The 25,439-nt window shown below is 56.4% G+C and carries 23 protein-coding genes; 6 read left to right on the plus strand and 17 right to left on the minus strand.

Going from position 1 to position 25,439, the window contains the following annotated elements; translation table 11 throughout:
• Positions 1-41: 41 nt before the first annotated feature.
• The 13 genes from M3089_RS12765 to efp form a co-directional block, all read right to left on the minus strand.
• Positions 42-239, minus strand: coding sequence for a hypothetical protein (locus M3089_RS12765; protein ID WP_249084486.1), 198 nt, complete (start codon positions 237-239; stop codon positions 42-44).
• A 1-nt stretch (position 240) separates the two neighbouring features.
• Complete coding sequence (locus M3089_RS12770; protein WP_249084488.1) at positions 241-4,656, minus strand: DUF6531 domain-containing protein; 4,416 nt, start codon at positions 4,654-4,656, stop codon at positions 241-243.
• 13 nt (positions 4,657-4,669) lie between these two features.
• On the minus strand, positions 4,670-5,233 hold the full coding sequence (locus M3089_RS12775; RefSeq protein ID WP_249084490.1) for a DUF6707 family protein: 564 nt from the start codon (positions 5,231-5,233) through the stop codon (positions 4,670-4,672).
• Positions 5,233-5,841 carry an RHS repeat-associated core domain-containing protein gene (locus M3089_RS15875; protein WP_317236443.1) on the minus strand — a complete coding sequence of 203 codons (609 nt, stop codon included), beginning with the start codon at positions 5,839-5,841 and terminating at the stop codon, positions 5,233-5,235. The genes M3089_RS12775 and M3089_RS15875 overlap by 1 nt, the downstream gene beginning before the upstream one ends.
• 12 nt (positions 5,842-5,853) lie before the next feature.
• On the minus strand, positions 5,854-6,387 hold the full coding sequence (locus M3089_RS12790) for an RHS domain-containing protein (protein ID WP_249084491.1): 534 nt from the start codon (positions 6,385-6,387) through the stop codon (positions 5,854-5,856).
• A gap of 615 nt (positions 6,388-7,002) precedes the next feature.
• Positions 7,003-8,187, minus strand: a complete 1,185-nt coding sequence (locus M3089_RS12795) for an ATP-binding cassette domain-containing protein (protein WP_249084492.1) — start codon at positions 8,185-8,187, stop codon at positions 7,003-7,005.
• Positions 8,188-8,217: 30 nt separating this feature from the next.
• Positions 8,218-8,598, minus strand: a complete 381-nt coding sequence (locus M3089_RS12800; protein ID WP_249084493.1) for an ATP-binding cassette domain-containing protein — start codon at positions 8,596-8,598, stop codon at positions 8,218-8,220.
• A 456-nt stretch (positions 8,599-9,054) separates the two neighbouring features.
• Complete coding sequence (locus M3089_RS12805; RefSeq protein WP_249084494.1) at positions 9,055-10,311, minus strand: porin family protein; 1,257 nt, start codon at positions 10,309-10,311, stop codon at positions 9,055-9,057.
• Positions 10,312-10,321: 10 nt separating this feature from the next.
• Positions 10,322-10,897: an RNA polymerase sigma factor gene (locus M3089_RS12810; RefSeq protein WP_249084495.1), complete on the minus strand. Its 576-nt coding sequence runs from the start codon at positions 10,895-10,897 to the stop codon at positions 10,322-10,324.
• A gap of 18 nt (positions 10,898-10,915) precedes the next feature.
• The gene (locus M3089_RS12815) at positions 10,916-11,614 is read right to left on the minus strand and encodes a NigD1/NigD2 family lipoprotein (RefSeq protein WP_249084496.1); all 699 of its coding nucleotides are present in this window, start codon (positions 11,612-11,614) and stop codon (positions 10,916-10,918) included.
• A 118-nt stretch (positions 11,615-11,732) separates the two neighbouring features.
• Positions 11,733-12,458, minus strand: a complete 726-nt coding sequence (gene radC, locus M3089_RS12820; RefSeq protein WP_205108158.1) for a RadC family protein — start codon at positions 12,456-12,458, stop codon at positions 11,733-11,735.
• 25 nt (positions 12,459-12,483) lie between these two features.
• Positions 12,484-13,530: a glycosyltransferase gene (locus M3089_RS12825; protein WP_205108156.1), complete on the minus strand. Its 1,047-nt coding sequence runs from the start codon at positions 13,528-13,530 to the stop codon at positions 12,484-12,486.
• Between the two features lie 189 nt (positions 13,531-13,719).
• Complete coding sequence (efp, locus tag M3089_RS12830; RefSeq protein ID WP_249084498.1) at positions 13,720-14,286, minus strand: elongation factor P; 567 nt, start codon at positions 14,284-14,286, stop codon at positions 13,720-13,722.
• Between the two features lie 245 nt (positions 14,287-14,531).
• Between efp and rpmH the strand changes: the two genes are divergently transcribed.
• From rpmH to M3089_RS12860, 6 genes are all read left to right on the plus strand, one after another.
• Entirely contained in the window at positions 14,532-14,687 is a 156-nt protein-coding gene (gene rpmH / locus M3089_RS12835) for a 50S ribosomal protein L34 (protein WP_172206299.1), read from the plus strand.
• Positions 14,688-15,612: 925 nt separating this feature from the next.
• Positions 15,613-16,329: a PASTA domain-containing protein gene (locus M3089_RS12840; RefSeq protein WP_249084499.1), complete on the plus strand. Its 717-nt coding sequence runs from the start codon at positions 15,613-15,615 to the stop codon at positions 16,327-16,329.
• Entirely contained in the window at positions 16,326-17,414 is a 1,089-nt protein-coding gene (locus M3089_RS12845; RefSeq protein WP_205108150.1) for an RluA family pseudouridine synthase, read from the plus strand. Before M3089_RS12840 ends, M3089_RS12845 begins: the two co-directional genes overlap by 4 nt.
• A 2-nt stretch (positions 17,415-17,416) precedes the next feature.
• Positions 17,417-18,433, plus strand: coding sequence for a D-alanine--D-alanine ligase (locus tag M3089_RS12850; RefSeq protein ID WP_205108148.1), 1,017 nt, complete (start codon positions 17,417-17,419; stop codon positions 18,431-18,433).
• A gap of 54 nt (positions 18,434-18,487) precedes the next feature.
• The gene (locus M3089_RS12855; RefSeq protein WP_249084500.1) at positions 18,488-19,651 is read left to right on the plus strand and encodes a 1-acyl-sn-glycerol-3-phosphate acyltransferase; all 1,164 of its coding nucleotides are present in this window, start codon (positions 18,488-18,490) and stop codon (positions 19,649-19,651) included.
• A gap of 61 nt (positions 19,652-19,712) precedes the next feature.
• On the plus strand, positions 19,713-20,378 hold the full coding sequence (locus tag M3089_RS12860) for a NigD1/NigD2 family lipoprotein (protein WP_249084501.1): 666 nt from the start codon (positions 19,713-19,715) through the stop codon (positions 20,376-20,378).
• On the opposite strand, the gene M3089_RS12865 is transcribed toward M3089_RS12860, so the two are convergent.
• From M3089_RS12865 to proB, 4 genes are all read right to left on the minus strand, one after another.
• The gene (locus M3089_RS12865) at positions 20,367-21,392 is read right to left on the minus strand and encodes a threonine aldolase family protein (RefSeq protein WP_249084502.1); all 1,026 of its coding nucleotides are present in this window, start codon (positions 21,390-21,392) and stop codon (positions 20,367-20,369) included. The genes M3089_RS12860 and M3089_RS12865 overlap by 12 nt on opposite strands.
• 604 nt (positions 21,393-21,996) lie before the next feature.
• Entirely contained in the window at positions 21,997-22,959 is a 963-nt protein-coding gene (locus M3089_RS12870; protein ID WP_249084503.1) for a Rossmann-fold NAD(P)-binding domain-containing protein, read from the minus strand.
• Positions 22,960-23,017: 58 nt separating this feature from the next.
• Positions 23,018-24,265 (minus strand): glutamate-5-semialdehyde dehydrogenase, encoded by a 1,248-nt coding sequence (locus tag M3089_RS12875; protein WP_249084504.1) that lies wholly within the window; start codon positions 24,263-24,265, stop codon positions 23,018-23,020.
• A gap of 62 nt (positions 24,266-24,327) precedes the next feature.
• Positions 24,328-25,404 (minus strand): glutamate 5-kinase, encoded by a 1,077-nt coding sequence (proB, locus tag M3089_RS12880; protein ID WP_249084505.1) that lies wholly within the window; start codon positions 25,402-25,404, stop codon positions 24,328-24,330.
• Positions 25,405-25,439 lie beyond the last annotated feature (35 nt).

Genomic DNA, 25,439 nt, shown 5'->3' on the forward strand with positions numbered 1-25,439 from the left:
GAACACTATAAAGTTACAATAATTTTCGCTAATCACCAAATTTACAAATAGTTATAATTCATCGAACTCACGTTAATTAGCTGAGCATCATATAATGTATCTTTTCCATAAAATACATATCTCTTCTCATCAGTAACAAAATCTCTGATACCAATTGGTATAGAATCTTTTACCGATTCAATATATTCCATATAATTATTAAAATTCCAAATGCCATTATTTTTTCTAATTCTAAACATATTATTTATGATAAGTTTTCAGTTTCTTTTTTACATTTTCTGGCAGTTTGGGCATGTTATTCGTATCATGTCCATGCTTGTTCTTCCACACACCGTTGGAATCCATTATTCCAATTTCTGTTATTTTTCCATTTCTACATTCCTTATAAATATGTATTTCAAAATCGGCTTCTCCTCCTTTTCCATTGAACGAATCTTTTCTTGCTCTATATCCATCTCCTAATATTATTGGTGTAATTCGTTTGTTGTTATCCTTCTTTAATCCAAAAACATCCAGCCAATAATTTGTATTCTTAACATATCCATACAGCGTTGGATTGTTCCCAGCTAATCCTATCGGATCCTGTGAGATATAACACCCCATAGCAGGGGAATAGTATCTGAATCGGTTGTATGCCAACTCAGTCTCATAGTCATAGTACTGCCCTTGGAAGAGGAAAGGCACCGTCACGTTCTTATAGTGGGAATTCCTTCTATGGCATTCCTCCTTGATAATCTTCCCGTTCATATCAAGCCGTCTGTAACATACTTCCTCACCGTTCTCATCGTACATCTCCGTAGGGGTACCCAAATGGTCGGTCATGATGGAATAGGTATGACCGTCCTGCAACAAAGCCAACGGTACAAAGCTGTTTTCTTCAAAAATCCATGTCTTGAAGTCTTCCTCATAGGGTTTCCAGCCCTTGTCCTCATAACGTTGTCCGCTCGTCCATTCGTGCAGCGGTACGTTCCCGTTCCACAACCAGTTGGTCTGTTCAGATGCCGATTTGCTCAGTCGCCTGCCAAGGGCATCATAAGTGAACTCCACCCAATGCCCGTGTCTGTCGGGACGCTGCACGCCCGCAAGACTTCCGTTTTGGTTCTTAAGAATGCGATTTCTTGCCATGGCAAAGCCTGAACAAGTTCCGCTTTGCTCATTTGGCTTAACGAAATCGTTCCATGCGTATTTCCAATGCTCACGCTTGGCATCCCACCATTTGCCGCTTCCCTTGTAGCGTTCCACGAGATTGCCGTCCTTGTCGTAGCCGTAACGCCATTCTCCGTCCGTTTCCATCCGGCTGCCTTCAAGATACTTGCGGAGCTTGCGGTCGGGGTCGTCAAAGAGATTGCCTATCTTGTCCACCGTGCGGTATTCCACACGTCCGTCTGCATAGGTGGCTTTCTGCAAATGCCCCCAAGAGGTGTATTCATAAGCGGTGGTTCCCTCACGGCTGTCCTCCGTCCTGAGCAGCCTGTCGGCCACTCCCCAGTGGTATTTTCTCTGACGGCGTGTCTGTGCCGACACGCGCGTCCGGCTGTCCACCAGCCTGCCCACATTGTCATAGGCAAAACTGCGTGCCACACCGCCCGGCATCATCCGCTCTATCTCAAGACCAAGATTGTCATAATGGTGTCGGGAGTTGAAACTGAGGTCGCCTTCTGTTTGGTGTGCCGAGAAGTCCACCAGCTCACCGAACTCGTTGCGGTTATATACAAGGTCGGCTCCCATCGAGCTTTTCAGTGTGGAGATGAGACCGTGTTTGTCGAACGTCCGCTTGATGACGTGCTCGTTGGAGCGTTCCTCGGTCGGAAGCCCCATATTGTCATACTTGAAGCTGACCGTGGCATGCTCGTTCACGGCTTCCTGCAACCATCCCGAAGCATAATAACTGTAAGTGTGAACCTCTTCCTCGTCCCATCCGTGAGAAACTCTTGTTACCCGTCCGGCTTTGTCATAACGGTATTCCTTGAACTTACCGCTCGGAAGGGTTTCCTTGACGACACGTCCCGCACGGTCGAGCACATAGGAGCGCACCGCCTTGTCAAAACCGATTTCTTCGACGACACGACCTGCGGGGGCAAGCGTGTAACGGTAGCGTTCTCCGCCCTCATTGAGCACAGAACGCAACTGTTCCTCGTTGTCATACTCGAAGAAGAGCACACCTCTTTCATCCTTGCGGCGCATCAGCTTCCACATCCCCTCATAGGCATATTCCACCTTTTGGTGGTTGTCCTTATAGCAAAGAAGGTTGTCGATGCCGTCATAGGTCAACTCGATATGATTGCCGTCAAAGTCCGACACTTCCACGATACGCCCCAAAAGGTCATACTTCCGTTCCTGTACGGCGCCTTTGGCATTGATGACCTTGGTACAGCGTCCCAAACGGTCATACTCGTAGCGTGTGATGTTGCCGCGAGAGTCGCCTGCCTCAGTGATGTTAAGCCACTTATCATAGCGGATAAGGGTTTCCACACCGAACTCGTCAACGATTTTGTCCAATAGACCGTCCTTATACGAGAACTCGATGAAAGCGCCCTTGGGATTTGTGCGTTTGGTCAGGTTGCCTGCTTCGTCATATTCCATCTTCCATCGACCACCATCGGTGCTGACTACCTCAAAAGGACGGTTCCGGAGCAAGCCTTTCTTGAAGTAGCTTGCCTGTATGCCGCCCCCTTCAGGGTCTGCACTGGAAATGAGGTTCCCTAAGTCATCATAGTTGAACAAATAGCTTCCGCCCTCTGCATCCTGCTCTTGGACAATCTGACGGTTACGGTTATGGTAGGTATAGACCTCATTACCGTTGGGATCTTCCTTCCGGTAAACAAGTCCGTCCTTATGGTAATAGACGGTCTTGCGGTCGAAACTGTTGAGCACCTCCGTCTTTCCCTTGAAGAAAGTCAGCTTGTGGTTGTAAATGCCTTGTGTACCCCAAGTGTGGATACACCGTGCCCCCGTCTGTGTGCCGTCATATTCGAAGAACCATTCCAGTCCGTTGCGCCACACCTCACGGGTCATGAGCCTGCCCTTGTAGTCGAAGAGCATCTTATCACCCTCGGCACCGCATTGCTCCACCATATTGCCGTCCTCGTCATAACGGTAGGAGGTCAGAAGCACTTCCTCATCCTTACGCATGTCGGGATGGGGAGCATAGATGGCAAGGATACGACCGCTTTTTTCATCGGTTTCTACCCGGAGTACTCTTTGTGCGCTGTCGGTAATGGAGGTAAGATGTCCTTTCCTGTTATAGGAAAAGCGGATACGGAAGCCGTTGTTATCGCTTACACGTTCCAGCAGCCTTACCTCATCATATTCTTGGGTGGTGAAATGGTAGAACAGGTCTTCCTCTATATCCCAAATGGAATAGTTGCCGTCCTCATCGACCCTTGCCTCGATGCGTTCACGCTCGATGACCGAAGGGCTGTCCTTGGACGGCAGGGGGAATGCCACGGGACGACCGTCATTCATACGGAATGTGAGTATGTCTGCATCCACCACAATACCCATGTCATAGGAGTGGTGCCAGCCGTAACCGAGCGGTCCGGAATAATCACTCTGGCTGTACCACGTGCGCTCCCAAGAAATGGGAAGCGGACCGGACAGATAGAAGTCTTCCTCATCGGTGAAGAAGTTTCCCGTGGCAACATCCACGGGGTGTCCCGTAACGGTACAGATGGTCTTATGCAGCGCGTCTTTCAGGGCATTGCTCTTAATCTTGTCGTTGACCATCCCATGCAGTTTATCCGCTATCCGTTTCATCTTCTTCTTGTAATACCCGGCAAAACGCCCCATGATGAAACGCTTGGTAGCTTCCATCGGGTTGATGGGGATGGGAATGGGATTGGTCAGAATAGGCTTGAACCACGGTATGGGCACAATCATGCCCGTGGGAAGGAACAGTGCAAAATAATCGGCTTCCTTTTTGACCGCATGCGGGGTAACAAGACCGATGTCCCAGCAGTCCATGTGCAGGTGGGCGCCTCCGCCGGAGAGCGGGTCGCCGTCGGCAAGTACATTCAGACTGCCCATATAGGCGTGCCCACGGTTCATGGGCGGAGGGACGAAGTTGCCGATATGGGGAATGCTTCGTGTAGTGGTACCCGCAACGGCTCTCGGGATGAAATTTCCTATCTTGACAGTGGCACCGAGCATACCGACAGCCATTGTTGCCAAGGTATGGATAATCTCACACGCCTTTGCCGCATCTGCCTCACCCGGAGCACCTTCACCCTCTTCGGGCATAGGGGGTGGTGGAGGTATCACAGAAGCAATGGCGATGGCAAGGAAGTCCTTGGGGTATATGAGAATGCCGATATAAGGTGCGGGAACCGGACTGCCCGGAGGCACCATAATATGGGCATCGACACCCATCACGGGGTCAAGCTGCTTGCTGATGGGAAGGCAAGCCATACCTTTGAGTCTCAATGCACCCAAAGCGGGGATGGCAAGCGATGAGAATACGGCATCACCAAGACCCGAAAGGGTCATGGCAGCCTTCATACCCGTATCCACCGCATTGATGCTCGGAGATACACCGGAGTTGGCATTTTCACTATATGTCTGACCTATCGAACTCAATGGCTCGACTACGGTCGCTGACAACTGAGACTGAACCGAAGTGAAGTAATTGCGTTGTTCTGATTCGATACGGTGAGACATATAATATAGTGATTTACAATATTGAATTTAGTTCATCAATAGACTTCAAGAACTCAGATTCAAGAAATGCCAGAGGATACTTTTCGCTCCCCCCATAAGCATACACAATAGCCAATTCATTGAGATATAAGAGTAAACAATCTCTAATATCTGTCTTTTTGCCCAATTCTTTAGCTTTATCTAATCCGCTCTTACGATTAACTAAGAAATCCCCATCACATCTACGTTTCAATGCCTCTGTTGTTTTTTGATCAAGAATTTTCTTTAATGCAGCATCAGCGAAGTGCTGATGAGTAGCATTTTTCTTTGAATCAAAATATATCAATGCTAACATAGGTTCAATGAATACCCATGTGTTCCAATTTTTATATTCCAGCCTTAACAATACTGGAAACAAATTATAGAACTCTTGCTTGTACCCTTTACTATATAAGCAATACACTACATTTTTAAGATTTATCAAGTCAGCAGAAGAATTGACACTCATTTTCTTGAGTACTTTCTTAATTTGATTATTGATAAATTTACTATCAATACTATCAACGTTTTTGATAATGTCTTGAATTTGATTTTCCATTATGAAACAATTTTAATCTTTATTCTTATATTCTCATCACAATTCTGTAAGGCAGCTCTAATAGAAGAGCCTGCACCTCTGTTATCTTGAGGGGAGATATGCTTAACATCAGCACCTTCCCCTCCTTCTTCAAACATGGCCATTGGCCACTCATCTCTGTCTTTTCCTTTTTTAACTTCCACACCTCGCAATGAATCCTTCCTTCTACTTCCAGCGTTGGCTCTATCTATAGTCACGATTTCAGCCTTTCCATCCTTGATAGCCTGTGCTATATGTTCGGTTGTTTCAGGATAAACAGAATGAGATATTTCTAAAACATAATCATGGTCATCACCTTCCGCTTCCTTTAAATAACACCCTTTAAGTCCCAATAAATCAATATAAGTATTAGGATCTTTCACATAACCATACAATCGTTTTCCCCCCGCCAATCTGATTGGGTCTTGTGAGATATAACACCCCATATTTGGGGAATAGTATCTGAAACGGTTGTATGCCAACTCAGTCTCATAGTCATAGTACTGCCCTTGGAAGAGGAATGGCACCGTCACGTTCTTATAGTAGGAAGTCCTTCTATGGCATTCCTCCTTGATAATCTTCCCGTTCATATCAAGCCGTCTTTACCAGACTTCCTCACCGTTCTCATCGTACATCTCAGTAGGGGTACCCAAATGGTCGGTCATGATGGAATAGGTATGACCGTCCTGCAACAAAGCCAACGGAACAAAGCTGCTTTCTTCAAAAATCCATGTCTTGAAGTCTTCCTCATAGGGTTTCCAGCCCTTGTCCTCATAACGTTGTCCGTTCGTCCACTCGTGCAGCGGTACGTTTCCGTTACACAGCCAGTTGGTCCGTTCAGATGCCGATTTGCTCAGTCGTCTGCCAAGGGCATCATAAGTGAACTCCACCCAATGCCCGTGCCTGTCGGGACGCTGCACGCCCGCAAGACTTCCGTTTTGGTTCTTAAGAATGCGATTTCTTGCCATGGCAAAGTCTGAACAAGTTCCGCTTTGCTCATTTGGCTTAACGAAATCGTTCCATGCGTACTTCCAGTGCTCACGCTTGACATCCCACCATTTGCCGCTTCCCTTGTAGCGTTCCACAAGGTTGCCGTCCTTGTTGTAGCCGTAACGCCATTCTCCGTCCGTTTCCATTCGGCTGCCTTCAATCTTTTCCTTGGAGGCGCAAGCATTGGCGGAAAGCAAACAAAGGAAAAATGCCATGTGCAGCATCCACAGCAAGTGCCAACCCAGCCGTGGGTGGGTCAAGGTGTCGGTGCGCTGCGTAATAACGGCTCTGCCCATGGATTGTTTAGGCTAATGTTGTGATTGCAAATATAAGTTTATTCAGGCAATTTGCTATTGAAAATCTGTATAATTGTAATTTCTGAATTACATTTGGCGTTAAAACGACTACTATAGTTTTAAGATTGAAGAGCCCGGCATGTTTGTATTCTACTTACGTTGCCTTATATATTGCCCCGTTTGCTTCTTCTCATAGCCGTCTATGCTATTCCGCAATCACGTGCTTCTGCCTTGGTAGTCCAACTCATGCCCGATGTTGATAAGACCAAGCCAGCTTCAGGGGGCATTCGCCAAGCAGGGTAGTGGACAATGTATTTTCACAGGTAAATCTTGCCATCATGGCGTCGAAGGTTGTGGATGGATGATTCACGGGTGTCGTGGCGGCATGGAATAAGGCCGTGACACCACCTGCACCACGCTCATTGCCTATATGGTGGTAGGGGGGGGCGGCCCTGCGGCTTCCTGTCAGATGCTTATGGTTCGGTCGATGCCTATGTCTTGAATGAACTGTTTGTCGTGGCTAACAATGAGCAGCGTTCCGATATAGGTTCTCAGTGTGGCAGCCAGCACATCCATGCTTGATATGTCGATGTTGTTGGTAGGCTCGTCTGCGATTATCATGTTGGGGGCATCCTCGCATACAAGCAGGCAGCATAATGCCAGTTTCATTCTTTCGCCGCCGCTTAGAAAGGCGCATTTCTTGTTCCACGACGCCGCCGTCAGCGAGAAACGGTTCAATAGCATTTTCAGTTCGTGCTCAGGTCTCTTTCCGTTGTAAGCCTCAAGCTGTGTGTAAACAGTCTGTTTGTCATCAATCAAAGAATACTCCTGGTCGAGGCATACAATGTTTAGCGTTTGGCTTCGGCGCACATTGCCGCTTGTGGGATTCAAGGCGCCGGTCAACAGTTTTATCAAGGTGCTTTTGCCGCATCCGTTGTCACCCCGGAGCCATACGCGCTCGCCGCTGTATAAGGATATGCTCAATGGCGAGCGTTGCCACAATGGTTCCCGGCCGGGATATCCGAATGTTACGTCTGTTGTTTCCACCAACAGTTTGTTGGCTGGCATGGTAGGGTTGCCAATGTCCAGTTTCATTTCCGGCAGTTTGTGCAGTTCGGTTTGTGCCGCGTTAAGGTCCTGCTTCATGGCCGCCAGCTTTTCCTGTTGCATCTTGTTGAGCCTTGACGCCGAGGCCTCCGATTTGTCGCGCATGTTGCCCATGGCTATTCGGGCCACGCATTTCTTCGCGCTTAGCTTCTCACCCCTTGATGCGTGCTTTTGTTGGCGCTCCATGGCCCGTTGTGCCGACATCTCGGCTTTCTTCAGTTCCTTCTGCCGGTTTTGCAGGCGTGCGGCCTTGGCGGAGTTTTCTGCGTCAACCGTTTCCTTGTATATGTTGTAGCTCATGGGATAGTATTTCATCCCAGAGGCAGACATCTCATATATTGCGGGCATCATGTCGAGCAGCGTCCTGTCGTGGCTTACCACGACCACCGTCCGGTTGGTCTGGCTCACAAACTCGTAGAGCAGGCTCCTGCCTGTTGTGTCGAGGTGGTTGGTGGGTTCGTCCATCAATGCGACCGACGGTTGAAAGACATTCAGCCCGGCCAGGAACGCTTTGGTCTTTTCGCCTCCGCAGAGTTTTCCCATCGGAGTGCAGGGCGACATGCCGTTGAGGTGCTATCGGGCGAACGCTTCCGCCAGCCGGTCTTCTATGTCCCACTCGTCGTTGAGCAGAGTGAAGTCGTGCTCCGTGCCCTGTCCGCCGAGTATTGCCTCCATGGCAGCCAGCTTTTCTGCCACGCCTAAGGCTTCGGCCACGGTCATGCTGTCGTACTGGCCGAAATGTTGCGGTATGAGGTAGGGTGTGCTGTCGCATGCCACCATGCCGGCGGCACAGGCCGTCTTGCCGGCCATTATTGACAATAGCGTTGACTTGCCTATGCCGTTGTTTCCGATGATTGCGCATTTTTCGCCCTGTTGAACAGTGAAACTTATGTTTTGGAACAGGGGCTCTTTGTCGGGATGGACATATGCCACCCCTTGAACTTGCAAGATCATGGTTGTTTGTTGGGATTAAGATGTGTAAGTGTTGTTTGCGTGTAAAACGGTCTATACACCGGACTTGAACAGGCCCGTGGGTGGTTTTGTGGTGTATAGTGAGTTGTTTTTACATCGTGGAAAATAATTTCCTGCAAAGTTAATGCATTTGTTCGGCATTGCCAAGCACCGGTTGCTTGGCTTGCCGGTTTTTAACCTGTTTTTGCGAACTAACGGCTAACTGACGCCGGCAACGTCGCCCTGCGGCAGTGTGGTATGGCGCCTGCCGCTTTCCGTTGTCTCGGCCGGGATTGCAGGAAAAATCAAGCCACAACCCGGTGCCCGTTGGTGAGAGGCCCTCGGGTTGTGGCGGTGAAAATTGTTGCGCTCTTTGCAACAGACATCTGATGTGCTTTGTCGTCAGTTGGCGGTATTGTTTGATGTGCTTCGCTTGTCGTTGTGGTTGGCCACCAAGGTTTATTTGTTGACGTCGAACCTCAGTCCGACGTTGAGGCTGAATGCGAGCGGGTTGTCAGAATAGAACGAAGTGACGTTGCTGCCGTTGTCGAAATGGTAGCTTATGCCCGGTTCGGCGTATATGGCCAACCGTGGCGCAAACCGCCACTCGGCGCCGATGGCGGCATTTGCCGACAGCTGCAGCGGCTTTATGGTCATCTTGTCGCGTGTGGTCGACTGCTCTGCGCCGTCTACTATGGTGCTGGTCTCGTCGCGCCCGCTCACCATCTTCTCGACCATTCCGCCTGCTGTGGCATATACGCCGAAGTGCTTGTTGGCCCAAAAGGTGTAGCTGGCAGCTATCGGCACCCCCACGTAGTGCAGTCGCCGGGTGGTCTGGGCTGCGTAGTTGTCGCCTATGGCGGTGAGCTCGGAGCGCTGGTAGCTGTATGACAGTCCGGCGCTTACGCTCCACCGGTCGTTTATGCGGTAGTTGAGGCTTGCCGAAGCTGTTATGGGCTGGTTGTGGCTCACGCTCGTTGTCGTGGGGTTGTCTTGCGCCAGGGTGGGCAGGCTGTTGTCGCCCCTAAACTGTGCCGCGTGCCATCCTATCGGGTCGGCCTTGGCCAGCAGTGCCGGCAGTGCCGTGGTGGCGCCCGTGGTCGTTGTCGACGAACCCATGGCCAGTGCGGCCCTCAGGCGTTGCCTTCGTGGCGTTAGTCCATGCTCTTGCGTGAGGCCGTATGGCTGTAGCTGCCTGGCGGCGTGCTGCTGCCGCTTGTCGTGCTGTTGCGTCTCTTGTTGCGGTGTTGCCACCTGTGCCGTGCCGTCGGTGGGGATGGGGGCCGCCGCGTTAGTTTCGGCGGGCTCGGCCTGGGCTCGGCCCTCTTGGGCCGGTGCCGGTCTGCGCCCGGTGCCCGCCATGGCCATCAGGGGCTTAGGCTCGGCCTGGTCGGCCGTGGTGTTCAGCCCCGTCGTGGGTTGGGCCTTGTCGGGCCTGGCGGTGGTCGCCGTTTTCACCATGTCAGCCCCCCGGCCCGCGGTTGGCGGGGTGGTGTCGCCCTGCCTTGTGAGCAGCGTCATGGCCGGTGGCAGCGCAATGGCGGCGATGGCTGCGGCGGCAACGAGCCTTCTGCCCCAGGCCAGTGTCGTCTTCATCCGTGCCGTATGCGCGGCGTGCACCATCTGGCTGCGCAACAGTGCCGGGTCGATGGTGGGCGGCTCTTCGGTGTAATTGGCGAGCTTGTCGCGTATGTCGTCTGTCCAGTCGTGGTTCATGGGCTGAGCTTCATTGTTGTCGTTGTTGTCGATATTCGTGTATCATGTGGGCAAGCATGTTCCTTGCCCTGTGGTATTGAGATGCCGATGATGCTTCCTTGATGCCGAGCATGTTGGCTATTTCGCGGTGCGACTTGCCCTCGATGGCGTAGAGGTTGAACACCGTGCGGTAGCCGTCGGGCAGTTTGCGTATCAAGCTGTGTATTTCTTCAGGTGTTATTTCCGTCACGTCGGGCGTCGGTTCGTCGGGTGTGTCCGGCATGTTGTCAAGCGAAGCGAAGTCGGTCTTTCGCCTTGCCCTCAGGAAGTTGACGGCCTCGTTGGCCACTATTCGTGTTGCCCATGACCTGAGCGAGCCCGGCCCCCTGTAGCTGAATTCCCCGGCGTGTTGCATTATCTTTACCATGGCGTCGTGGAACACGTCCTTGGTGTCGTCGGGTGAGGCCACATAGCGTGAGCACACCCCGGCGAGGTACGGGGCGTGCATGGTGTAGAAGCGTGCCACGGCTGTGGTGTCGCCACGGCGCAGACCGTTGGCCAGGTTCTGTTCGCTGTCTTCCTTTGTGTTCTCGTAGGGTGTGCTCACTTTTTCTTTAGGGCGGTGTCAGTCTTTCCGCGGCTTATACTTGAACGTGTGCGTCTTTGTGCCGCTGTATGAGTTCCACTGTAGCGTGATGTTTATTGTCGTGTCAGGTTCGTTGAACGTGCTGTCGAGCCTGAACGCCACGAGTCCGTCGGCCACGGGGCCTGCGGCCGACTCGGGGGCCGCGTCGTGGTAGAACTGCAGCAGGTATGGGGTGTTGACGTCGGTGCGGTGCACCAGGTTCACCCTGTGCGGCCTGCCCGAGGCCCACCGTGTGCGGAAGCGCAGCGTGAGGTAGCCGTCTTCGGCCACGGTCTCGAAGCTGTTTACTATCTCCACGGGGTCGTTGCCGTAGGCCGAGTCGTTTTTCTCGGCAAGGTTGGCAACGGTGGGCTTGGTCAGTATGCTGTCAATCCAGTTTATGGTCACCGTTTGCCCCTGGTGGGCCGTAGGGTTTTCCGTCGGTGTGCAGTTTACCAGCGCCCTCACCTCCTTGTTGCCGAAGGGCGACACCTTCATGTTGGTCGGTATGAGCGTTGTCGAGTCGTCCACCTGCAGGTAGAACGAAGAGTTGTCGGCGTTGGGCTTCACGGTCACAATGGCCGTGGGCCTGGCGTAGGGATAGATGTAGTAGTCATCGTCGTCGTTGTCGCACGACTGCAGTGTGGCGGCCGTAGCCAAGAGCCACACGCTTAACAGGGCTGTTGCAATTTTTTTCATGTCAGTGTCGTTTTTGTCATTGTCATCTGCCTATATAACTCTGTTTGCGTGCGATGCTTGCTTCGTCTTGGATTAAATAAAGTTAACGTGGTTTTTGGCCGTGATGTTGCGGGTGGCATCACAGCCGTCCCTCTTCGCGGTATGAGTAGTAGCGTCCGTCGGTTATTATCACGTGGTCGGCAAAGAATATGCGCATGGTGCCGCAGGCGTCGTTGAGCTTTTGCGTTATCCTGTCGTCGTCTTTGCTCGGCCTCGGGCTCTGGCTCGGGTGGTTGTGGGCCAGCGCCACCACGGTGGCGTTGTTGAGCAGCGCCTCGCGCATGATGATGCGCACGTCGACGGCCGTCTCGCTTATGCCGCCGTGCGATATGCGCTCGCGCTTTATCAGCTTGAAGTTCTGGTTCATCAGCAGTATCCAGGCCTCTTCGGTGTCGAGGTCCTGCATGAGCGGGTGCAGGTGGTTGTAAATGGCAGTGGCCGACCCGAGGTCGGGGCGTTCCTCGGCTTTCTCCATCTGTCGCCGCTTGCCCAGTTCGCATGCCGCGAGTATCGTGATGGCCTTGGCCGGCCCCATGCCTTTATACCGTGTCAGATCGGCAATCGAGAGCTTGCCGAGCGTGTTGAGGTTGTTGCGGCAGTCGTTGAGCACTCTCTTGGTCAGCTCCACAGCGCTTTCTCCCGCCGAGCCCGAGCCTATGAGTATGGCCAGCAGCTCGGCGTTCGACAGTGCCGCCGGCCCCCTTAGTGCCAGCTTCTCGCGCGGCCTGTCGTCTTCGGCCCAGTCGGCTATGGTGAGCCTGGGCCGTGCCTCGTCCCTTGGGGTGTTGTCGTTGTTGTTTCCCATGCCCTTGCTTGCCCGGCCTGCGTGGCTATTTGTAGAAATTGCGCTCGAAAGCCTGGAACTCGTCTTTGCCCAATATGCACCGCTTCCACCATGCCTCGATGAATCCGAAGCCGTAGCCCATGAGCTGCACGAAGGCGGCGCCCACCGACAGCAGCCCTATCTTCAGGCTCCTGTTGCGCACGGCCGAGTCGGCCGCTATGATGGCGCAGTAGGCCAGTATGGGCAGCCACGGCGCGGCGCAGAGCCAGTACCAGCGGTGCGGGTCGTCGTAGTGCATGAGCAGCCTGCCGGCGGCCGACGTCAGCAAGAGGGCCATTACGCCCACCGTGAACACCGTGGGCAGCAGGTGGACGAGCTTGAGCGAGCCCGGGTGCCTTTTCTGCAGGTTGATGCGGGCTATGCCGCTGTTGTATACCTGGCGGAAAAACTTGCGCATGTCGGTGCGCCGCTTGTGCCACACCCATGCCCCGGGGAACAGGCGGCAGCGGCATCCCGCCTCGACAATGCGCAGGCTGAAGTCGATGTCTTCGCCGAAGCGCATCTTCGAGAAGCCCCCGAGCCGCAGGTAGACATCGCGGCGCACGCCCATGTTGAACGACCTTGGGTAAAACTTGTCGAGCTTTTTCTTGCCGCCGCGTATGCCCCCGGTGGTGAAGAAGCTTGTCATCGAGTAGCTTATGGCCTTCTGCGTGTCGGTGAACGACGGGTGGGCGCGGTCGGGCCCGCCAAAGGCGTCGGCCGGCGCGGAGGCCAGTTCGTCGGCAATGGCTTGCAGGTAGCCCGGCGGCACCACGACGTCTGAGTCGAGCACTATGAGCCACTCGCCCTTGGCGCGCTCGGCGCCGTAGTTGCGGCTGGGCCCCGGCCCGGAGTTCTTCTTGGCAAAGTATCTGACGTCGAGCTTGCCGGCATACTGCTCGGCCACAGCCCGGCAGTCGCGCTCGGAGCCGTCTTCCACTATTATGACCTCAAAGTCTTTCACTGTCTGCGCGGTGAGGCTCTCGAGCAGCTCGGCCACTTCGTCGGGGCGGTTGTATACGGGTACGATGATGGAGTATTCGCAGTTAGTCATGTCTGTTGGTCGGCTTGGCGCCGGGCTTTAGGGTTGTGGTGGTGGGCGGGCCCGCGCTTTGGGCCCTGCCCTTATCCTGAAAATGCACAGCCCATAATCCGCATAATCGGCAGATTATGGATTGTGCATTGCCATGAGTGCCGCCGTGCCTGTGGTGGCGGGCGGTATATGTCGCGCCGTGGCGCAGCCTTATTCCTTCACGCGGCTGAGGTAGCTGCCGTCGCGGGTGTCAACCTGTATGAGGTCGCCCTCGTTGATGAACAGCGGCACGCGTATCTCGACGCCTGTCTCGAGCGTGGCGGGCTTGGTGGCGTTGGTGGCCGTGTCGCCCTTGATGCCGGGCTCGCTGTGGGACACGCGCAGGTTGGTCTTCACGGGCATCTCGGCGTAGAGTATGGTACCGTCGGTAGTGTCGGTGACAACCTCGACCACGTCGCCCTCTTTCATGTACTCGCTGCCTATTACAAGGTCGTTGGCGATGGGTATCTGTTCGAAGGTCTCCTGGTTCATGAATATGCGGCCGGTGGGATCCTCGTAGAGATACTGGTAGGGGCGGCGCTCTATGCGCACGTCCTCAAGCTTGAAGCCTACCTGGAAGGTGCGGTCGAGCACACGGCCGTCGGTGACGTTCTTCAGCTTGGTGCGCATCACGGTGTTGCCTTTGCCGGGCTTTACGTGCTGGAAGTCGATGCATACCCACACCTGGTTGTCCAGGCGTATGCAGGTGCCTTTCTTAATTTCCTGTGAGTTAATCATTGTTTTTATTGTTTTACTGTTTCGTTTAAACTTTCCTAAGCGGCTGCAAAGTTACTGAAAATCAAGTGAACAGCAAAGGAATTTTTGCGTTTTTTGATGCCACGCGCCACCTCGCGGGCACAAAAGAGCGGGCTTATGGCAAAAGTTTTGGCTAAAAAAGGCCCAAAGTTTTGTGGGTTCGAAAAAAATGACTACCTTTGCACCCCAAAGTGTACGAATAATAACAATAAATAAAAATAAGGACGATGAAAAGAACATTTCAGCCTCACAACAGAAGGAGAGTGAACAAGCACGGTTTCCGCGAGAGAATGTCAACAAAGAACGGCCGCCGCGTGCTGGCTTCACGCCGCGCCAAGGGCCGCAAGAAGCTGACCGTTTCTGACGAGCACCACGGAAAATAACAGTCCGTGGGCCGCAGCCGGGGCCGCTCCGGCTGGCTGCCGAAGTGGAGCATGGGCGTGTGCCTTTGCTCCACTTCGGCTTTTTTGTGCCGTGGCGCAAGGGGCGCCCGTGGTGGCTCGCCTGCCTGCCGGCGTCCGCCGCAGGCGTGGCCTTTATGGCTCGCCAGATAAATCCAGTGACTTTGTGGGAGTTAGGGAGTTAGGGAGTAAAGGAGTTAAGACAATAGTTTTTGGGGTTTATTTTGTAGACGGGAGGCAGGAGACAGGAGTACAGACAATAGTTTTGGAAACATGGAATCTCTGGGAGCATTGGTAAGGTGTTGCAGGAAGACAGTCGAATACTATTGTCTTAACTCCTTTACTCCCTAACTCCCTAACTCCTAAAAAGCCCCCTATGTTTGTCGGGTGTCCCCTTTGTGTCGCGTTTTTTTTGTTGGCGGCCAACCCCCTTGCCGCCAGGGGCTTGCCGGCGGCTGCCGTTTGGCCCGCCGGAACGGGCCGTTCGGGAGCGTGGCGGATGCCGTTTCGCAAGCCAATACGGGCCATTTGGCAACGGCGGGTGGCCGCAGTGCCCATTTGTCAATATTTGTTTCCAACATCGCATGCCCCAATCCGGCCAGCCGTAAGGCTGCGGCCACTACCCGTGGGGCTGCCCGCGGCGGCTATGCCGGCCACCGGGGCGCTCCCGCACAGCCCGGCCACGCCCTTTTGGCAGCCGCCGAGGCACAAAAACAGCCAATTGTTTTGCTGTCAGAGCCAAAAGCATTATCTTTGCATGATGCAAGCCGTGAGCGACGGAGGCGGCGGGGGCAACGGCCCCGGTGGCCCGCCGGCAAGGCTCATGCGGGTTGATGGCCGGCAGCACAGGCCGTGAGGTGCGGGCCAACGGCAAGTGAAGTCACGGCAATGACACAGATATCAAGCAATGAAGTCAAAAGAGTTTTTCGGCAAGTTCCTCGACAGGCGGCTCTGGGGCAACCTATTGGCCATGGCTGTGGTGGTGGCGGCGCTGTGCTTCGGAGTGAAGTACGGCCTCGATGTCTACACCCACCACGGCGAGGAGATACCTGTGCCCAACGTCAGGGGCATGGGCTTCAACGAGGCCCGGGCGCTGATAGAGAGCAACGGGCTGAGGGTGGCGGTGGCCGACACCGGCTACAACAAGCGCATGCCCGCCGACTGCGTGCTGCTGCAGACGCCCATAGGGGGCGCGCGCGTGAAGTCGGGCCGCATGGTTTACCTTACGGTCAACTCGGAGTCGACGCCCACGCTGACGATACCCGACATAGCCGACAACAGCAGTGTGCGCGAGGCCGAGGCCCGGCTTAAGGCCATGGGCTTCCGCCTGACGCCGCCCGAGGAGGTGACAGGCGAAAAGGACTGGGTGTACGGGATAAAGGCCCGCGGACGGCGGGTAGGCATGGGCGACCGCGTGCCCATCGACGTGCCGCTGACGCTTATGGTGGGAAGCGGCACATATGACGACAGCCTGATGGACATAAATTATGTAGACCCGGCCGAGGTGACAGTGACCTACGGCGGCGAAGACGACTTTGAGGTGGTGGGCGAACAGGCCGGAGAGACGCAGGCCCAGGGCGGCATCGCCCCCCAGGCTGAGGCAGGGAAGGAGGAAGCGCAATGACATTCGACGACGAGATAGACTACCTTGAGCCGGGACAGGAGCCCGATGGCGACGCCGGGGCGGAGCAGGGGCAGCTCTACGAGCACTTCCGCGTAGAGGTGGATCGCGGGCAGGCGCCGGTGAGGGTCGACAAGTTCCTCTTCGAGAAACTGCAGCACTCAAGCCGAAACCGCATACAGAAAGCCGCCGACGCGGGCTTCGTCCACGTTGGCGGGCGCCCGGTGAAGAGCAGCTACAAGGTCAGGCCGGGCGAGGTGGTGACGCTGATGCTCGACCGCCCGCACTACGACACCACCATAGAGCCTGAGGACATTCCGCTCGACGTGGTGTATGAAGACGACGACCTCATGGTGATAAACAAGCCGGCGGGCCTGGTGGTGCACCCCGGGTGCGGCAATTTCAGCGGCACGCTCGTCAATGCCGTGGCCTGGCATCTGCGCGGGCTCGACTCATACGACCCCAACGACCCGCAGGTGGGGCTCGTACACCGCATCGACAAAGACACCAGCGGACTGCTGGTGGTGGCCAAGACGCCCGAGGCAAAGACATCGCTCGGCGCACAGTTCTACAACAAGACCACCCACCGGAGCTACAACGCCCTCGTGTGGGGCAACTTCACCGCCGACACAGGCACCATAGAGGGCAACATCGGGCGCGACCCCAAGGACAGGCTGCGCATGGCCGTGTTCCCCCCGGGCTCCGAAGTGGGCAAGGCAGCCGTCACCCACTGGCGCGTGATGGAACGCTTCGGCTACGTCACTCTCGTGGAGTGCATCCTCGAGACAGGGCGCACGCACCAGATAAGGGCGCACATGAGGCATGAGGGCCACCCGCTATTCGGCGACGAACGGTATGGGGGCACCGAGATTCTGCGCGGCGAGCGCACGGGCAGCTACCGCCAGTTTGTGGCCAACGGCTTCAAGCTGTGCCCGCGCCAGGCGCTGCACGCGCGCACGCTGGGCTTCGTCCACCCCCGCACAGGGCGGCAGATGGACTTCACCTCGGAGCTGCCCGCCGACATGGAGCAGCTTGTTGACAGGTGGCGCAGGTATATGAACGCTAACAATGACATAACAACAATATAACGATGAAACAAATAAAGAGAAACATCGCCATCGTTTGCGGCGGCGATTCGTCGGAACACGATGTGTCCATGCGCTCCGCGCAAGGGCTTTACTCATTCTTCGACAAGGAACGATACAATGTATATATAGTAGACGTGAAGGGCCTCGACTGGCACGTCGACCTCGGCGACGGCACCACGGCCTCCATCGACCGCAATGACTTCTCGTTTGTGAAAGACGGTAAAGCCGTGCTCTTCGATTATGCATACATAACCATTCACGGCACGCCCGGAGAGAACGGAGTGCTCCAGGGCTACTTCGACCTGATTGGAATACCTTACTCCACGAGCGGCGTTCTTGTCGAGGCGATGACCTTCGACAAGTTCGTGCTCAACCAGTATCTGCGCGGCTACGGCGTGCTCGTGGCCGACAGCCTGCTCATACGCAGCGGCTACGAGGAGCTTGTGAGCGACGACGAGGTGGAGGCACGCATCGGCATGCCCTGTTTCGTGAAGCCGGCAGCCGACGGAAGCAGCTTCGGCATATCCAAGGTGAAGAACAAGGACCAGCTGGCACCGGCCATACGCAAGGCCATGCTCGAGAGCCCGGAGGTGATGGTCGAGGCCTGCATCAACGGCACGGAGATTTCGGTGGGATGCTACAAGACGCGTGAGCGGTCGGTGGTGCTGCCCGCTACCGAGGTGGTGACGAAGAACGAGTTCTTCGACTACGACGCCAAGTACAACGGACAGGTGCAGGAGATAACCCCGGCGCGCCTCAGCGAGGACACCACGCGCCGCGTGAGGGAGCTCACAAGCCACATCTACGACATACTGCACTGCAACGGCATCATCCGCATAGACTACATCATAGGCCGCGGGCCGGGCAAGGACGGCAAAGAGGTAGACAAGATATACATGCTTGAAATAAACACCACGCCGGGCATGACCGCCACGAGCTTCATACCGCAGCAGGTGCGTGCCGCCGGCATGACCATGACCGAAGTGCTCACGGAGATTGTCGAGAACCAGTTTAATTAAGCCAACAACGCGCCGGCTGCCCACCGGAGGCCGGCCCAAACACTTTATTCTGCCATGGATGATGAGTTGAGGCGCTATGACGCCATAAGGCCGTTTGAGCCCGAAGAGCTGCCTGAAGCGTACGACAGGCTGCTGGCCGACGGGCAGTTCAGGGCTGTGCTGGCCGCAGCCGTGCCGGGAGTGCCCTTCGAGGCGCTGGCCGGGGAAGTGAGGAAGTGCAAGTCGTGCCTCGACTTCCAGGTGAAGTTCTGCTATGGTTTCCTCAAGAGGCTTGTCAAGACTGCCAGCGACGGGTGCGACATGGACTGCTCGGCTGTCGACAGGGCCGGCCGCTACACCTTCGTGAGCAACCACCGCGACATCGTGCTCGACTCGGCGTTGCTCGACATGCTCTTGATTGACGCTGGCTTCGGAACCACTTGCGAGATTGCAATAGGCGACAACCTGCTGGCCGCTCCGTGGATAAAAGACCTCGTGAGGCTTAACAAGTCGTTCATCGTAGAGCGCAACGCCGGGCTCAGGGAGATGCTTGCCAGCAGCAAGCGCATGGCCGACTACATGCACTACGTGATTGCCCGCAAGCACGACAACATCTGGATTGCGCAGCGCGAGGGCCGGGCCAAGGACAGCGACGACCGCACACAGCCGTCTGTGCTCAAGATGATGGCCATGGGGGGCGACGGCTCTGCCATCGACAGGCTGCGGCAACTGCATATCGTGCCGCTGGCCATTTCGTATGAATACGACCCGTGCGACTATCTCAAGGCCATGGAGTTCCAGCTCAGGCGCGACGTGCCGGGGTGGAAGAAGACCAAGGCCGACGACGTGATGAGCATGCAGACGGGCATCATGGGCCGCAAGGGGCGCATACACTACCACTGCTCGACGTGCATCGACGCATTTCTCGATACGCTCGACCCGGCCATGCCTAAGGGCGAGCTGTTCGACACTGTGGCCAGGCACATAGACCGTGCCATTCACAGCAACTACATGCTGTATGCCGGCAACTATGTGGCTGCCGACACATTGTGGCCCGGCGAGGGCTACGGCGAGCATTTCACCGAGGCCGAGCGCCGTGTGTTTGAAGATTACGTGGGCGGGCAGCTGGCCAGGATTGAGCTTGAAGGCAAGGACGAGCCGTTCTTGCGCGAGTGCATTCTAAGGATGTATGCCAACCCCGTGCGCAACAACAGGGCGGCATTGGCAGCTACAGTTTGAACCATCAGCGGCGGCACCTCGCTCCAAAGGCAAGGTGCCGCCGCAATGTTTCCACATTATTATGATTAATAAGTCTATTCTATTTTTGCTGGCAACCGTGCTCGCTGCTTGCCAGGTGGACAGCTACGACAGTGGCGACGGCGAATACTCGCTGCTCACTGCCGACTTTGTCGAGGCGCACACGTCGCAAGCCTCTGCCATAGACTATGCCGTCACCGACGGCGGCGACTCGCTCGTAATGCAGCAGCCGCTGAGCGCCGACTGGGCCGACAAGGCCGACACGCTCTACAGGGCCATACTGTATTACGACCATGCCGACGGCACGGCGGTGCGGGCAAGGAGCATCGTGCAGGTGCCGGTGCTGCGGCCAAACCCTCCGTCGGCTTTTGGCACGGTGCGCACCGACCCCGTCGACCTTGAGAGCGTGTGGCTCAGCCCGTCGGGAAAGTATCTCAACATCGGGCTTTACGTAAAGGTAGGCGAGGGCGGGCCGGAGGGGGCAAGGCACACCGTGGGCCTTGTGTGCGACTCCGTCGGCGTGTCACAGGCCGGGGGCCGCACCGCTTACCTGCGCTTTTACCACGACCAGGGAGGCGTGCCGCAGTACTATTCGTCGAAGACTTACGTCAGCATAGGCTGCGCCTCGTTGCGTGCCGACTCGGTGGAGCTGGCCGTAGAGACCTATGATGGCACGTCGGTGCGCTGCTTCCGACTGTCAGAGCAGTGACTGCAGCTGCTCAAGCTCGGCCTCGGTAGTGGCCCAGCTCGTCACGAAGCGGCATACGGTGTGGTTTTCGCCGGCCTTTCCCCAATGGGTGAACAGCACGTTGCGCGACAGGCGCTCAACGTCGTCGTTGCCTATTATCACAAACTGCTGGTTGGTGGGCGAGTCGATCCAGAGGCGGTAACCTTTCTTTTCAAACATCATGCGCATTCTCTTGGCCATGTCTATGGCATGGCGCGAGATGTCGAGATAAAGCCCGTCGGTGAACAGGGCGTCGAATTGTGCGCCCAGCAGGCGTGCCTTGGCCATGAGCGCCCCGTGTTGCTTCTGTATGGTGAAGAAGTTGCGCGGGGCGTTTCTGTGCGTGAACACCACGGCTTCGCCGCATAGTGCCCCTGCCTTGGTGCCCCCGATGTAGAACGCATCGCAGTGGCGGGCAAGGTAGGGCAGCGTGATGTCGTTGCCGTCGGCGGCCAGACCGTAGCCCAGGCGCGCCCCGTCGACATACAGCGGTATGTTGTTGCGGCGGCAAATGCGGTATATCGCGTCGAGCTCGGCAGCGCTGTAGAGGGTTCCCAATTCCGTTGGGAAGGTGATGTAGACAAGGCCCGGGAACACCGAATGGGCGTTGTTTTCGTCGTTGTTGAAGTCTTCGAGGTGTTTGTCAAGGTCTTCCGCCCTCATCTTTCCCCCGTGGCCGGGCAATGTTATTACCTTGTGCCCCGTGAACTCTATGGCTCCTGCCTCATGCACATTGATGTGGCCGCTGTCTGCGGCTACCACTCCCTCGTATTGGCGGAGCAAAGAGTCGATGACGGTGGCGTTGGTCTGCGTGCCCCCGGTCAGGAAGAATATCACGGCGTCTTCGTCGTCGCAGGCTGCCATTATCTTGGCCTTTGCGCTTTCGCAGAATTGGTCGGCCCCGTAGGGCAGTGTCCGCTCTTCGTTTGTCTCAACCAGTCGTTGCAACACCTTTGGGTGTGCCCCGTTGTTATAATCGTTTTCAAATGAAACCATAAGCTGTGTGTTAAGTGGGCCTTTGGCGGCCATGCCGTGGCGGCTGGCGCGTCTGCCGGTGCCGCCACTGCAGGTTTGGCGGTGCAGTGATGCTGCAAGAAAGCGGCAAGTGAGCTTGCCCACAATTGCCCGGGTGCCGCTTATCTTATGCAAAGATAATGCCAGCGAGCGAAGATAGAGCTTGCTCTGAATCTTCCGAGTGCCGCTTATCTTATGCAAAGATACTTCAACTGCGAGAAAGTTCAAAGCAAAATCCATGATTTTTTCGTTTGCCGCGGCTCGCAGCATGGCGGATGCCCGGTGGCCTTGCATGCTCTCTCCGCCAGTCCGCCGACGGCGATTGCCGTTGGCGTCGGCCCTGTTGGCGTGTGGTCGGGGCATGGATTGGCTAACGGTCTGGTTTGCAGTAGGTTGCAAAACGGGCCGTTCGGGCTCTCAAAACGTGCCGTTTGGACAGTCAATACGGCACGTTTCGCATTGCAAAACAGGCCGTATCGGCCATGAGGCGTGGCGAAGCATCGCCCCCGGGCCTTGCTTGAGCGCAAGCGCCCCGCATACGCCGTGGCGGCGGTATGCGGGGCACTCGTATTGGGTTGCTGTGGCGTCAGAGACTCTCGAGCATCCGCTTGATGACTACCGAGGCCGAAATCTCACGGTTGGCGGCCTCGGGTATTACCAGCGAGTCGGGGCTTTCGATGACGTCGTCGGTTACTATCAGGCCGCGCCTTACCGGCAGGCAGTGCATGAACTTGCCGTGGTCGGTGACGGCCATGTGCGCCGCGTCTATGGTCCAGCCCATGTCGCGGCTCAGTATCTTGCCGTAGTCGGCAGGGTTGGTCACCCCGGGGCAGCTCCAGTTTTTGGCGTAAACGAAGTCGGCGCCCTCGAGAGCCTTCATCTGGTTGTACTCTATGCGCGCGTTGCCGGTGAATTTCGGGTCGAGCTCATAGCCTTCGGGGTGGGTTATCACGAAGTCTACGTCGGCCGCGTTCATCCATTGCGCAAACGAGTTGGGCACAGCCTGGGGCAGCGCCCTGCAATGCGGGGCCCACGACAGCACCACCTTGGGGCGCTTCTTCGTCTTGTGTTCCTCGATGGTAATGAGGTCGGCAAACGCCTGCAGTGGGTGTACGGTGGCCGTCTCCATGGCAAACACGGGCCTGCCGCTGTATTTTATGAACTGGTTGAGCACCGTCTCGGCATAGTCGTAGTCGCGGTCTTGCAGCCCGGCGAAGCTGCGCACGCCAATCATGTCGCAGTAGCAGCCCATCACCGGTATGGCTTCGAGCAGGTGCTCGCTCTTGTCGCCGTCCATGATAACGCCCCGCTCGGTCTCCAGTTTCCATGCCCCGGCGTTGACATCGAGCACTATCACGTTCATGCCAAGGTTCATTGCGGCCTTCTGCGTGCTCAGCCTTGTGCGCAGGCTGTTGTTGAAGAAAATCATCATGAGCGTCTTGTTCTTCCCTAGGGCCTGGAATTTGAAACGGTCGTCCTTTATCTCGCGTGCCTCGGCGAGTGCCTTTCCAAGGTCGCCGATGTCTTCTACGTTGATGAATGTTCTCATGTCTTGTCTGTTTAAATGTTGTTTCCTGTTGTTTACTGTGGCTTGCCTGCGGCCCGTCCTACGGCCTTGTCTGCCCCTGTCCGTCAATCAACCACTTGTAGGTGGTGATTTCTTCCAGTCCCATGGGGCCTCTCGGGCCCAGCTTTTGGGTGCTTATGCCAATCTCGGCGCCCAGCCCGAACTGCGCCCCGTCGGTGAAGCTTGTTGGGGCGTTGACGTATACGCATGCCGCGTCGGCCTTGCGCCTGAATCTCTCGGCCACTGCTTCGCTTTCGGTTATGATGCACTCGCTGTGGCCCGAGCCGTAGGTCGCTATGTGCTGCAGGGCCTCGTCGGCAGAGTCTACCGTGCGTATGGCCATCTTGTAGTCCATGAACTCCGTGCCGAAGCTCTCTGTGGTGGCGTGGCAGAGCAGTCTGTCTGGATAGCGCCCGCTTAGCGCCGCGTAGGCGCGCTCGTCGGCGTAGAGCGTCACCCCCTTTCCGGCCAGCGGCTCGCACAGCTGCGGCAGGTCGGCAGTGCGCGCCGAGTGGACGATAAGGCAGTCGAGGGCGTTGCACACGCTGACGCGCCTGGTCTTGGCGTTGCACACTATCCGCCGCCCCATCTCGAGGTCTCCCGAGGCGTCGAAGTAGGTGTTCACCACCCCGGCCCCGGTCTCTATCACCGGTATGCGTGCCGTGTTGCGCACAAAGTCAATCAGCTTGCGCCCGCCGCGGGGTATGCACAGGTCTATGTAGCCGGTGGCCCCGAGCATCTCGGCGGTGGCTTCGTGGGTCGAGGGCAGCAGCTGCACGGCGGCCGTGTCGACCCCGTGGCGTTGCAGTGCCTCGTGTATCAGTGCCACGCCTTCGCGGTTTGAGCTGTCGGCATCCTTCCCCCCTTTCAGTATGCAGGCGCTTCCGCTCTTGAAGCATAGCGCGAACACGTCGAAAGTGACGTTGGGCCGTGCCTCGTATACAATGCCGATGACGCCGAAAGGCACGCTGACGCGCCTTATGTGCAGCCCGTTGGGCAGTGTGCGGTCGTGGCTCGTGCGGCCCAGCGGCGACGGCAGCAGGGCCACGTTGCGCATGTCGGCGGCAATGGCGTCGAGCCTTTCGGCCGTTAGCCGTAGCCTGTCGTAGAGCGGGTTGGCCTTGTCCATGCGGGCCAGGTCGGCCCCGTTGGCCGCGAGCAGCCGCTCTTTGCCGGCCACGATGGCGTCGGCCACGTCGGCCAACACCGCGTTGCGTTCATCGTCGGTCATGTCGGCAAGTGTGCCGGCAGCCCTTCTCACGCTTTTGAATGTGTCTGTAAGAGTCATAGTCTTTGCTTTGTCGTGTCAGTGTATTGTGATGCCGGCAGGCGCGGTTGGCTTCCGGCGTGTCACTCTTGCGGGTCGAGGCACAGGTAGTCGTAGTGCACGAGCGGTTTCACGTCGTGCTTTCCTATGAGCCTCCGTGCGTCGTTGCTGCCGTAGGCGCTGCGGCCCACGCCCATGCGCCGGCCCTCGCCGTCGGCGATGGTCACGATGTCGCCCTCCTCAAACTCGCCTTCGATGGCGGTGACGCCCACCAGCAGCAGGCTCACGGCGCGGTCGCCGCGTAGCACCTTGGCCGCCTTGTCGTTGATATGTACAAGTCCCTTGGCGAAGCTCGCGCTGTGGGCGAGCCATTTCTTCATGTTTGATGCAGGCTCGGCGTTGGGCGTAAACTCCGTGTGCAGGGTGCCTTCGGGGTGCGACAGCAGGTCGATAAGTATGTTGTCGCGCTTGCCGTTGGCAATGATTACCCTGATGCCTTCTTCTGCCACCTTCCTTGCAATGTGGCATTTGGTGAGCATACCGCCCCGCCCGAAGCCGCTCTTTTCCTGCCGTATGTATGTGCTGAGGTCTCTGCCGGGCTCAACCTGCCTTATCACCCGGGCCCCGGGCGCGCCCGGCTCTCCGTCGTAGATGCCGTCGATGTTGCTCAATATGACGAGCGCGTCGGCGTCCATCATGGCCGCGATGAGCCCCGACAGCTCGTCGTTGTCGGTGAACATCAGCTCGGTGACGCTTATCGTGTCGTTCTCGTTGACTATCGGTATCACCCCGTTGGCTATCATCACCGTCATGCACGAGCGCTGGTTGAGGTACTCGCGCCTTGTTGCGAAGCTCTCTTTCATCGTCAGCACCTGGCCGACGGGTATGCGGTATTCGCGGAAAAGGTCGTAGTAGAGGTTGATGAGCTTGGCTTGCCCGAGGGCGGAGAACAGCTGGCGCTGCTCAACGCTGCCGAGCTTGTGGCCCACCTTGAGCTCACTGCGGCCGCAGGCCACGGCCCCGCTTGACACGAGAATCACCTCGTGGCCGCCGGCCCTGAGTGCCGCCACCTGGTCGACAAGGGCCGACATGCGGGTGATGTCGAGCTTGCCGTTGTCGCGGGTCAGCACGTTGCTGCCCACCTTTATTACTAAGCGCACGTTGTCGTTGGTCTTTTTGTGTCGTTGGCCTGTGC

Origin of the sequence: Marseilla massiliensis (assembly GCF_023336985.1) — a bacterium.
In the GTDB taxonomy this organism is placed as follows: Bacteria; Bacteroidota; Bacteroidia; order Bacteroidales; family Bacteroidaceae; genus Prevotella; species Prevotella intestinigallinarum.